Origin of the sequence: Streptomyces sp. JH002 (assembly GCF_050916115.1) — a bacterium.
Classification (GTDB): Bacteria; Actinomycetota; Actinomycetes; order Streptomycetales; family Streptomycetaceae; genus Streptomyces; species Streptomyces xiamenensis.
This window is the reverse complement of record NZ_CP087989.1, coordinates 3,104,718-3,115,355: the sequence shown is the minus strand read 5'-3', so window position 1 is coordinate 3,115,355 and position 10,638 is coordinate 3,104,718. Positions and strand designations below refer to the sequence as shown.

Genomic DNA, 10,638 nt, shown 5'->3' with positions numbered 1-10,638 from the left:
GTGCGCCCGACGATACGCGGTAATCGAACAGACGTTCCTTCCCTTTGGTCCGCGTGTTGTAGAGGATGGCACGATGCAGCAATCTGACTCCTCCCCCACCACGCCCCGCCGGATCGCCGACGCCTACGTCGACCAGCTCGTGGAACTCAACCCCGTCGTCGGTACCCAACTGGGCGTCAACCCCGGCGCGGACGGCTTCCCCGACTACTCGCCGGACGGCCACGCCGCCCTCGCCACCGTCGAGCGCGACACCCTCACCGCCCTGGACGCCGCCGAACGCGCCGGCCTGGCCGAGTCGGCCGACGAGCGGCGCGCCGCACGGCTGCTGCGGGAACGGCTGGGCGCCTCGCTCGCCCTGGAGGAGGCGGGCGAGAACCTGCGGCAGGTCAGCAACCTGTTCTCCCCGCTGCAACAGCAGCGCTCCGTCTTCCTGATGATGCCCACCACGACCGACGACGACTGGGCCGTCATCGGCCGCCGCCTGCACAACGTACCGGCGGCGCTGCGCGATTACGCCGAATCGCTGCGCGCGGGCACCGGACGTGGCCTGAACGCCGCGCCCCGCCAGGTCGAGACCGTCATCGAACAGCTCGACGCCTGGCTGGAGTCCGACTGGTACCGCACCTTCGCGGCGAGCGGCCCCGAGGCCCGGCGCGCCGAACTGGCGGCGGCGGCCGACGCCGCGACCGGCGGCCTGGCCGAACTGCGGGCCTACCTGCGCGACGACTACCTGCCCGCCGTGGCCGGCACCCCCGACGCGGTCGGCCGCGAACGCTATCTCCTCTCCGCCCGCCGCTGGACCGGCTCGGACCTGGACCTGGCGGACGCCTACGCCTACGGCTGGGAGGAGTTCCACCGCCTGGAGCGCGAGATGCACGCGGTGGCCGCCGAGATCCTGCCCGGCGAGTCGACCTTCGCCGCGATGCACCACCTGGAGAAGAAGGGCCAGGCGATCGACGGCGAGGAGGAGATGCGCCGGTGGCTCCAGGACCTGATGGAGCGCGCCATCGTCGACCTGGACGGTACGCACTTCGACCTCGCCGACCCGATCAAGCGCGTCGAGGCCCGCATCGCCCCGCCCGGCAGCGCCGCCGCCCCGTACTACACCCGCCCCTCCCTGGACTTCGCCCGCCCCGGCCGCACCTGGCTGCCGACGCTGGGCGAGACCCGCTTCCCGGTGTGGAACGTCGTCTCCACCTGGTACCACGAGGGCGTCCCCGGGCACCACCTCCAGCTGGCGCAGTGGGTCCTGGTGCAGGAACGGCTCTCGCGCTACCAGGTGAGCGTCGGCTCGGTCAGCGCGGCCACCGAGGGCTGGGCGCTGTACGCGGAGCGGCTGATGGACGAACTCGGCTACCTCACCGACCCGGCGCACCGTCTCGGCTACCTCTCCGGCCAGATGCTGCGCGCCGTGCGGGTCATCATCGACATCGGCATGCACCTGGGGCTGAAGGTCCCGGCCGGTGAGAGCTACCACCCCGGCGAGGTGTGGACCCCTGAGCTGGCCACCGAGTTCTTCATGACCCACACCGGCCAGGAGCCCGAGTACACCCGCTCCGAACTGACCCGCTACCTGGGCATGCCGGGGCAGGCCATCAGCTACAAGCTCGGCGAGCGGGCCTGGCTGGCGGGCCGGGACGCGGCCCGCGCGGCGCGGGGCGAGGCGTTCGACCTGAAGGCGTGGCACATGGCGGCCCTGTCCCTGGGCTCGCTCGGCCTGGACGATCTGACGGAGGAGATCTCCGCGCTGTGACCTCCCGCGTGCCCTGCCCAACTCGCCGTCTCCACGCGCGGTATCGGGCAGGGCACGACGGCCTCCGTGACGGCTCCGCCCGCCTAGAATGGCGCGCGTCGCGGGTGGGGCAGGCACGACGGGGTGGGACGGGGTGGGAAATGTCCGTGCTCGCCGGGTTCCTCAGGGGCAGCCAAGTGGTGATGCTGTCATCGGTGCTGCTGATCACCTCCTGCGGAGGCGACTCCGCGGAGCGCACCTATGCGGTGCCGAGTGACCTCTGCGGTCTCGACGTGCCCAAGGACCTCTACGATCCCGCGTTCCCACCGGGATCACAGCTCGCCGTGGAGGACTCCTTCGACCTGTCAGGGCCGCTCACGCTGCTCGGAGATACCTGCACGATTGAGGTCGACGGCAGTCAAGTGGTTCACTCCGCCACCTACGCCTGGGAGTCCTTCGACAAAGTCTCCGTCGGTGAGGGGGAAGGCGAAGCCGTCGGCGGTGAGTTCAACGCCATGGTGTGGCCCGGTGCCGCCATGGCCCAGGCGCCTTGCACCCTTGCCGTGAGCGAGAGCCACCACATGACGGAGTCCTTCATGGTTTCACTGGAGATGACCCATCCCGAGGGTGACGAGGAATCCGTCGAGGTCCTCTCCCAGCTGATCCAGCCCTACATGGCCGCCGCCATCGACGGCGTGCCCTGTGAGGAGCGCGCCGCCTAGGGGCTGACCGGCTGGCCGGGGTGGGGGAGAGCGCGGCTCAGCGTCCCGTCGGGTACTCCGGCAGTGTCAGGGACGAGTGCGTTGCCCGTCGCGCCTCGGCGTCCGCCGTCGCCAGTTCCTTCGCCATCGCCTCCGGGTCGCGGAGCAGCGCGTTGCGGGCGTCCACCTGGGCACGCGTCGTCGGTATGACGATCGTGCCGCCGCCGGTGGACAGCGCCTGGTTGCGCTCCGCGAAGGGGCGCATCCGGCGCTCGTACGCCGCGAAGGCCTCGGCGTGGTCCGCGTGCGAGGCGAGTTCGCCGGCCAGGACGTAGGCGCCGACGAGCGCGACGCTCGACCCCTGTCCGGAGAGGAAGGATGTCGCGTGCGCCGCGTCGCCCGCCAGCGCGACCCGCCCGCGGGACCAGGCGGGCATGTGGATCTGGCTCACGATGTCGAAGAAGAGGTCCTCGGACGCCCGCATCGCCGCCACCAGCCGCGGCACCTGCCACACCTGCTCGGGGAACTGCGAGGCGACCAGCTCGCGTTGGGCCCGCGGGTCGCGGAACGCCTCGAAGGGCGGGGTGTCGCGCGCGAAGATGAGGAATCCGTGCACGGGCTCGGAGGGCTCGTAGGCGTACATGACCGCGCTGCGTCCCGGCTCACTCCAGATGAACGCCTCGTGCGCGAAGCCGGGTTCGTTGGGCAGGGTGAAGCCCGCGAAGACGTGCCCGAGGTAGCGGTGGAAGGGCTCCTCGGGTCCGAAGACCAGCCGGCGGGTGTTCGAGTGCAGTCCGTCCGCGCCGATCACGAGGTCGAACGTGCGGCGCGTGCCGCTGTCCAGGACGACGTGCACGGCGTCCCCGTCGTCCTCCAGCGTGGCGATCGAGTCGCCGAAGAGGAACTCGACGCGGTCCCGCAGCGGCGCGTAGAGGGCGTCGGCCAGGTCGCCGCGCCGGACCTCGAGGTCCTGGCCGCTCTCGCCGCCGGTCACCTGTTCGGGCTGCACCGCGCCGACCGTGTCCCCGGCGGCGTCGAGGAAGCAGACCCGGTGGGTGTCGATGTGGGCCTCGCGCAGTCGCGGCAGCAGGCCCATGCGGTCCACGACCTCCCGGGCCGTGCCGCGGATGTCGATCGCGTAGCCGCCGCCCCGGACGGCGGTGGCCTTCTCGAGGACGGTCACCTCGAAGCCGTACCGGTCGAGCCAGTAGGCGAGGGTGGGACCGGCGATGCTGGCCCCGGAGATCAGGACGCGACGGGGGGCGGACGTGGACGTCGGGTGCGTCATGGAAATGGCACCTTTCCGCCGGGCGGACCCGGCACGGAGGCGGTACGCGGCACGCCCCGGAAGACGGCCAAAAATACGTACCTTAGGTATCCTTTATGAGGCCATACGGCGCTCCTCTGCGCCGCGGCTTCGTCCCCAACGATATAGATACCTAACTCAGGTATGCAAATGGAGGTGCCATGACCCCCGAGTCCCCCGGGGAGCCCGCGCCCGGGCTCTCGCCCGACGACCTGCTCGCCGTGCTGCCCCGGATCACCCGGCTCAGCTCCGCGTTCAACAAGGGCCGGCTCATCGAGCGTGCCGTGGAGGCCGCCGGTCCCTCCCTGGACCGCCCCGCCGTGGGGGTGCTGGTCTCCCTGCTCGCGGCCGGGGAGCCCTTGCGCATCGGGGAGATCGCCGAACGCATGCAGGTCGTGGGCCCGCACGTCACCCGTCAGGTCCAGGCCCTGGAGAAGCGCCGCCTCGTGCGGCGTATCGCCGACCCCCTCGACCGCCGGGCGAGCCTCATCGAGCCGACGGAGACGGGTAACGAGGCCGCACGCCGCTATGTCGCCTCGGTGCTCGGCTGGCTCGCCGAGGTCCTCGCCGACTGGCCCCGGCAGGACCGCGATGACCTCCTCCGCCTTCTCGCCCGCTTCGCCGACGACGTGTTGGCCCGGCTGGCACTGCCGGAGGAGGAGGGGGAGCAGGGGTAGGGGGTGGCGTGCACGGTGCTGCCGCCTGCCCGTCGGCCGGCGTCCGGGGCGCCCGGGCCGGGGTCGGTCCGCGTCCGTTCCCGTCCGTTCCTGTCCGTTCGTGCCGGTCGTCCGCGCGGCGGCGGTGTGCGTGCGGAGTTCGCGGGAATGGTCGCGCGGCGCCCCTCACCCGCCGGGCATGACAAGCTGTGCTGTCTCACCCCGAACCGCAGGAGGTCATCATGACCGCAGAGAACGTGTCCCCGGAAGGTTCGGAGCCGGACGCCGCCCCCGAGGCCGCCCCGCTCGCGCCGGACAGCGACGGCAACGACGACCTCAAGCGCAAGTTCCGCGAAGCGCTGGACCGCAAGAGTGGTACCCAGGCGAACGCCGCCGAGGCCGGCGGCAACCCCGGCGCGGCGAAGGTGCGTGCGGCGCACGGCCCGGCCGCGAGTCAGCGCTCGTTCCGCCGCAAGAGCGGCGGCTGAGCCCTGACGGGCGCCTGACCGGCCCGCGCGAGGCGCCCGACGGCGGAGAACCGAGTCGGGCGCCTTTTTCGCGGTTCCTGGGGGGCGGCCCGGCCGTCGCGGACTGGCTGCCCGGCCCTGGTCCAGGGGAGGGCATCGACGGCTCCGCGATCACGGTGCACCAGTTGCTCCAGCACACCAGCGGGTTCATGACCCGCAACGGCACCACCGAGGACGGCACCCCGGTGCCGGAGGGCGACGCCACCCGCGCGCTCATCGAGAACGCGATGTGTTCCTGACCTCCAGATGAGCCAGCAGGTGTTCGGTGGCGGCGGTGATGTCCGAGATCGCCGCCTCGAACACCTCCTTGTTGTGCGCCGCCGGCTCGCGGAAGCCGCTCACCTTGCGTACGTACTGCCGTGCCGCCGCCTCGATGTCGCCCTCCGTCACCTCGGGGGTCATCGGGGGCCGCAGGGTCTTGATGCTTCTGCACATGTCTCCAGTGTGCCGCGACCCACTGACAACGCCACGGCCCTTTGGCCCGGCGGACCGGTTCGCGGAGTTCGCACAGCCGAACAGCCTCGGCTCACCGCCTCACAACACAAGCGCGCAATAGTCCACAGGCGGCCCGCCATCGTCCACACGGTTCCGCCCTAGCATCGAGGCATTGCTCCACGGCATCAGGTCATCACTCCCTGTATGCCGAGCCGCGCGACCCATCCCTCCCACCCCCCCACACCGGACGGAGAATCGCATGCGCAGGACGAGCGCAAGGTTCAAGCTGGCATCGGTCGCGGCCATCGCGACCGCCGTGGCGACGCTGGGCGCACTGACCGCCGCCAGCGGATCGGCCGCCGAAGTACCGCAGGACACCGTGTCGACCCTCGCCGTGGGCAGCCCCACCGGCTTCGGGGCGGGCACCACCGGCGGTGCGGGCGGCACCACGGTGACCGTCACCAACGCCAGCCAGTTCACCGAGGCCGTGCAGCGCTCCGGCGCGGTCCAGGTCCGGGTCAACGGCACGATCTCGCTCAGCTCGATGACCAAGGTCTCCGCCAACACGAGCATCCTCGGGGTCGGCACCAGCGGCCGGATCACCGGCAGCGGCCTCAATGTGAGCGGCGTCAGCAACGTCATCATCCAGAACCTGACCTTCTCCGGTTCGAACGACGACGCCATCAACATCGAGAACTCGACCCGGGTCTGGGTCGACCACAACACGCTGTCCAGCGCCTACGACGGGCTCGTCGACATCAAGCGGGCCTCGGACAACATCACCGTGTCGTGGAACCGCGTCTTCAGCCACGACAAGACCATGCTGCTGGGCCACGACGACGGCAACGCCTCCCAGGACCGGGGCAAGCTGCGGGTCAGCTACCACCACAACTGGTTCGACGGCACCAACCAGCGCAACCCCCGGGTCCGCTTCGGCAACCCGGTGCACGTGTACAACAACTACTACGGCGGGGTGACCAGTTACGGGGTCGCCTCCACCAAGGAAGCCGGCGTCCTGGTCGAGGGAAACTACTTCGAGAACACCAGGGACCCCTTCCACCTCGGTGAGGGCTCGTCCCCGGCCGGCACCCTGGTCGCCCGCAACAACCACTTCGTCAACTCCGGTTCGGGCCAGGCCGGCGGTTCGGTGAACGGCATCCCGTACGGCTACAGCCTCGACGCGGCGTCCAGCGTCAAGTCGATCGTCCAGTCGGGGGCGGGCGCCGGGAAGATCTGACGCCCGTATCCACTCCGTACGACCCCGCACGACCCCGCGCCGTCGCGCACCACCCGTACCCGGACAGGCCATGGCCTTGTCCGGGTACGGTCATGGGGCTATCTTCCTCTGCACATGTCCCACGGCGGACGAGGAAGCCCTCCATGGCCACGGCACGGCGTCAGCCCCGGCCCACGATCGGGCTCGTCACGGCCAACATCCACCTGGGTGTCGGCGCCACCCTGTGGTCCGGCGTCCTGGAGGCGGCCGAGCGCAACGATGTCAACGTCCTCTGTTTCCCCGGGGGTGCCCTCCGCCCGGAGGGTGCGGACGGCGCCGCCCGCAACGCCCTCTACCGGCTGATCTCCCCCGAGCACCTCGACGGCGCGATCTGCTGGACCTCCACCCTGGGCCTGCCCGCCCCCGGCACCGCCCCCGCCGCCCGGCTCACCGAACGCCTCGCCGCCCTCCCCGCCGTCGTCAGCCTCAATCGCGCCCTGGAGGACCACGAGACGCTGCTGCTGGACAGCAACACCGGCATGCGCCGCGCGGTCGGCCATCTCACGGGGGAGCACGGCCGCCGCCGGCTCGCCTGCCTGCGCGGACCACTCGCCAACCCGGTCTCCGTGGACCGCTTCCGCGCCTACACGGACGCCCTCGCCCGTCACCACATCCCGTACGACCGCGCCCTGGTCACCGCATCCGTCGACTTCGCGCCGGGCGCGGGCGCCGCCGCGATGCGCGTCCTGCTCGATGTGCGCGGACTGCGCCCGGGACGCGACTTCGACGCCGTCATCGCGTGCAGCGACGCACTCGCCGCCGACGCGCTGCGCTTCCTCACCCACCGGGGCATCCGGGTCCCCGAGGACGTGGCGCTGATCAGCTTCAACGACTCCGTCGAGGCGCGGATCAGCGACCCGCCCCTCACCTCCGTCGCGCTGCCCTTCGGTGAACTCGGCGCGCTGGCCGTGGACACCCTGCTCGCCCGGCTGCGCGGCACCGCGCCGCCCACCCGCCGCGCGGTGCCCGGCACCCTGGTGATCCGCAGGTCCTGCGGGTGTCACTCGCCGCTGGTGAGCCAGGGTGAACCGCCGGCCGACGGGGGCCCTTTCACCGATGACCCGGGCCATGACCCGGGGGAAGGTCCGGCGGAGGACCTCGCGCTGCCGCGCGCTCTGGCCGAGCTGGCCCCGGCGCTGCGGGAGGAGGCGGGCGGTACGGCGTTCCTGGCCGGTCTTGAGCGGCTGATCGGCAGCCGGATCCACAGCTACGAGCAGGCCGCCGTCTGGGACCGGGCGCTGCTGGCGATGCGCGCGAGGGGCCCGATGCCGGGTGACGCGCGCCGCGAACGGCTGCTGGGCCAGGCCCGCCTCATGGTGGCCGACAAGGCGCAGCGGCTGCTGGAGTACGAACGCTGGACGAAGGAGCAGGAGGCCCGGCGGCTCCAGGAACTGGCCACCGCGCTCACCACCGTCACCGACACCGCCGCGCTGACCGCCGCCCTGGACCGCCAGTTGCCGCCGCTGGGCGTCCCCCGGGCCGAGTTGCTGCTGGGCGGGACTCCGGAACTGGCCGCCGTCGACCGCTCGTTACCCGCCGCGCAGCGGTGGACGGCCGTCCTGGAACCGCTGCACATCGGCTCCGAACACCTCGGGTTCGCCCTGTTCACCGCCGGGCCGCGCCGCGTCGCCGCCCGGCACGGCGGGCTGTTCCGGGCGCTGGGCGACCAGATCAGCGCGGCGCTGAAGGGTGTGCGGCTGTTCGAGGAGGTGCGCCGGGCGCGGGATGCCGCCGAGCGGGCCAGCCGTGGCAAGACCCGGCTGCTGGACGATGCCACCGATGAACTGCGCACCCCTGTCGAGGCGATCCTGCGGCACCTCCGGCCGGGCGACCCGGGGCACGCGGATGCCGCACGGCTGTTGCTGCTGATCGATGACCTGCTGGATCTGTCCCGTTCGGAGATCGACGCGCTCGATCTCGATCGGCAACTGCTCGACCCCCGGCCGCTCCTGATCGAGATGTACGGCGCCGGGTGCGCTGACCTCCCCCGGCTGCCGGCCATCGCCGCCGACCCGGCCAGGCTGCGGCAGATCCTCGGCAATCTGCGCCGCGCAGCGGCGGGCCCAGGCAGCCGGCTGACCGCCGATGTCCGGCCCCCGTACCTCGTTCTGCGGCTCACCGCCCCCGCTCTGCGGCCGGCGCCGGGCGAGACGGACCAGCTCTTCCAGCCGTTCGCCACCGGGGAGCCCGGCTCCCGTCTCGGTCTGGCCATCGCCCGCCGGCTCGCCGTGCTGCACGGCGGCGCGCTCGGCTTCGCCGACGGCGCCTTTGTCCTGCAACTCCCGCTGCCCGCCCCGCCGCCGGACTTCGTCCGGGGAGCGCCCCCGGCCGACCGGGCCGCGCGCCCGGGCCGCACCCTGCTGATCGCCACCTCCACCGCGCCGCCCCCCGAACTCATCGCGCTGGCCCGCCGCCACGGCCTGCTGCCGCACCGCCTGCACCCCGACGACGACCTCGCCACCCTCACCGCGGCCCCCGGGCCCGCCGCCATCGCCTGGGACACCGCGCACGCCCGGCCCCAGGAGTGGTCGATGATCCGCCGGCTGCACGATCACCCGGCGCTGCGGCACACCCCGTTCCTGCTGTACGGGGGCTCCGGCTCCGCCGCGTACGGCCGCCCCGATCTGCACAGCGCCCTCACCGCGCTGCGCCCTCCGGGGCTCACGCTCCCCGCGCTCATCGCGACCGCCTCGCCGTCCGTGCGCGAGGAACTGCGCCGGCTGGCGACGGCCGTCCTGCCCGGGCGTACGGTACGGGCCGCCGCCGACGGCACCACGGCGCTCGCGCTGCTCGCCGAGGAGGCCGGGCAGCCGCCCGCGCTGCTGATCACCGATCGCGTGCTGCCCGACATGGACGGCTTCGACCTGGTCGACCAGGCCCGCGAACTGACCGGCGCACCCGCGGCGACGCCCGTACTGATGCTGAGCGACGACGGGTTCACGGCGGTGGACGTCCGGCGCGCCGAGCCGCATCCCGGCCTGGTGCTGCTGGGGCGTGAGGTGCTCACGGGGTCGGAGACGGTGGCGCTGCTGACGGCGATGACCCAGCGCACGGAGCCCGCGCCCGCGCCGGTGCGCGCGGCGCTCGCCTATCTGGAGGCGCACTACCGGGAGCGCATCACCCGCTGGCAGGTGGCGCAGGCGGCGGGCGTGAGCGAGGACCATCTGGGGCGGCTGTTCCACCGCGAGATCGGCCTGACCCTGTGGGACTACCTGACCCGGCTGCGCATCCGCCGGGCCAGGACGCGGCTGCGGAACAGCGACGACAACATCCGGACCATCGCCCGCGCGGTCGGCTTCCACGACCGCGCCTACTTCACCCGGGTCTTCCGCCGCCACACAGGCCACACCCCGCACGCCTACCGGGACGGTGGCCGGGAGGCGGGCGGCTGAGCCCCCGGCCCCGACGCCCGCCGCCCGACCGCCCGAAGTGAACAAACTGTTCAACTCAATCCGTTGACAAGAATGCGTTCAGGCGCGCAGCATGAAGGCATGACGGAGAACGACCCCTTCACACCCCCCGACGCCGGCGCCGCCCGCGCCCAGCGCGTCTACACCGCCCTGTTCCGGATCGCCGAGCGGCACGCCGCCGACGCGGAGCAGCGCGCGCGGCAGACCCACCCGCACGTGCTGGCCCCGCACGAGGCGGTCCGGCTGGTGTCCTTCCTGCTCAGCGGCGCCGCGCTCCCCGTCGAAGGAGAACCGGAGGTGGACCGCGCCGACATCACCGCCGCGCTCACCCTGGTGCCCCGCGCCCGCGCCGAACTGGACGAGGTGGAGGCCGGGCTGATCGAGATGGCCCGGGGACGCGGGCTCACCTGGCAGGAGATCGCCTTCGGCCTGGGCCTGGGCACCCCGCAGGCCGCCCGCCAGCGGCACGCCCGGCTGACCGAGCGGCTGCCGGAGGACGAGGGCGGCGCGGCGGCCCCGGCCTGAGACGGCCCCGGCCTGAGACGGATACGGCCTGAGACGGATCCGGCCTGAGACGGCCCCGGCCTGAGACGGA

At 72.6% G+C, this 10,638-nt stretch carries 9 protein-coding genes; 7 read left to right on the top strand and 2 right to left on the bottom strand.

Going from position 1 to position 10,638, the window contains the following annotated elements; genetic code table 11:
* Positions 1-73 precede the first annotated feature (73 nt).
* Complete coding sequence (locus H7827_RS14125) at positions 74-1,753, top strand: DUF885 domain-containing protein (RefSeq protein ID WP_432745488.1); 1,680 nt, start codon at positions 74-76, stop codon at positions 1,751-1,753.
* A 140-nt stretch (positions 1,754-1,893) separates the two neighbouring features.
* Entirely contained in the window at positions 1,894-2,454 is a 561-nt protein-coding gene (locus H7827_RS14120) for a hypothetical protein (RefSeq protein ID WP_432745486.1), read from the top strand.
* A 37-nt stretch (positions 2,455-2,491) separates the two neighbouring features.
* Here H7827_RS14120 and H7827_RS14115 read toward each other — a convergent pair whose 3' ends face one another.
* Complete coding sequence (locus H7827_RS14115) at positions 2,492-3,721, bottom strand: FAD-dependent monooxygenase (protein ID WP_432745484.1); 1,230 nt, start codon at positions 3,719-3,721, stop codon at positions 2,492-2,494.
* Between the two features lie 179 nt (positions 3,722-3,900).
* On the opposite strand from H7827_RS14115, the gene H7827_RS14110 reads away from it, so the two are divergent.
* Both H7827_RS14110 and H7827_RS14105 read left to right on the top strand, forming a co-directional pair.
* The gene (locus tag H7827_RS14110) at positions 3,901-4,416 is read left to right on the top strand and encodes a MarR family winged helix-turn-helix transcriptional regulator (RefSeq protein ID WP_432745482.1); all 516 of its coding nucleotides are present in this window, start codon (positions 3,901-3,903) and stop codon (positions 4,414-4,416) included.
* Between the two features lie 221 nt (positions 4,417-4,637).
* The gene (locus tag H7827_RS14105; protein WP_432745480.1) at positions 4,638-4,883 is read left to right on the top strand and encodes a DUF5302 domain-containing protein; all 246 of its coding nucleotides are present in this window, start codon (positions 4,638-4,640) and stop codon (positions 4,881-4,883) included.
* Positions 4,884-5,135: 252 nt separating this feature from the next.
* On the opposite strand, the gene H7827_RS14100 is transcribed toward H7827_RS14105, so the two are convergent.
* A complete protein-coding gene (locus tag H7827_RS14100; protein ID WP_432745478.1) occupies positions 5,136-5,357 on the bottom strand; it encodes a DUF2277 domain-containing protein in 222 nt (73 codons plus the stop codon).
* Positions 5,358-5,616: 259 nt separating this feature from the next.
* Here H7827_RS14100 and H7827_RS14095 point away from each other — a divergent pair, with 259 nt between their 5' ends.
* The 3 genes from H7827_RS14095 to H7827_RS14085 all read left to right on the top strand — a co-directional run bounded on the left by H7827_RS14095 (position 5,617) and on the right by H7827_RS14085 (position 10,568).
* Complete coding sequence (locus H7827_RS14095; RefSeq protein ID WP_200365845.1) at positions 5,617-6,594, top strand: pectate lyase family protein; 978 nt, start codon at positions 5,617-5,619, stop codon at positions 6,592-6,594.
* A 143-nt stretch (positions 6,595-6,737) separates the two neighbouring features.
* Positions 6,738-10,025, top strand: a complete 3,288-nt coding sequence (locus tag H7827_RS14090; RefSeq protein ID WP_432745476.1) for a substrate-binding domain-containing protein — start codon at positions 6,738-6,740, stop codon at positions 10,023-10,025.
* Between the two features lie 99 nt (positions 10,026-10,124).
* Entirely contained in the window at positions 10,125-10,568 is a 444-nt protein-coding gene (locus H7827_RS14085) for a DNA-binding protein (RefSeq protein WP_386535568.1), read from the top strand.
* The last annotated feature ends 70 nt before the right edge of the window (positions 10,569-10,638 follow it).

What these genes read in the sequence shown, in the direction of transcription:
- H7827_RS14115 (WP_432745484.1), bottom strand. Translation starts at nt 3,721, where the DNA reads ATGACGCACCCGACGTCCACGTCCGCCCCCCGTCGCGTCCTGATCTCC.
- H7827_RS14085 (WP_386535568.1), top strand. Translation starts at nt 10,125, where the DNA reads ATGACGGAGAACGACCCCTTCACACCCCCCGACGCCGGCGCCGCCCGC.
- H7827_RS14100 (WP_432745478.1), bottom strand. Translation starts at nt 5,357, where the DNA reads ATGTGCAGAAGCATCAAGACCCTGCGGCCCCCGATGACCCCCGAGGTG.
- H7827_RS14110 (WP_432745482.1), top strand. Translation starts at nt 3,901, where the DNA reads ATGACCCCCGAGTCCCCCGGGGAGCCCGCGCCCGGGCTCTCGCCCGAC.
- H7827_RS14095 (WP_200365845.1), top strand. Translation starts at nt 5,617, where the DNA reads ATGCGCAGGACGAGCGCAAGGTTCAAGCTGGCATCGGTCGCGGCCATC.
- H7827_RS14120 (WP_432745486.1), top strand. Translation starts at nt 1,894, where the DNA reads ATGTCCGTGCTCGCCGGGTTCCTCAGGGGCAGCCAAGTGGTGATGCTG.
- H7827_RS14105 (WP_432745480.1), top strand. Translation starts at nt 4,638, where the DNA reads ATGACCGCAGAGAACGTGTCCCCGGAAGGTTCGGAGCCGGACGCCGCC.
- H7827_RS14090 (WP_432745476.1), top strand. Translation starts at nt 6,738, where the DNA reads ATGGCCACGGCACGGCGTCAGCCCCGGCCCACGATCGGGCTCGTCACG.
- H7827_RS14125 (WP_432745488.1), top strand. Translation starts at nt 74, where the DNA reads ATGCAGCAATCTGACTCCTCCCCCACCACGCCCCGCCGGATCGCCGAC.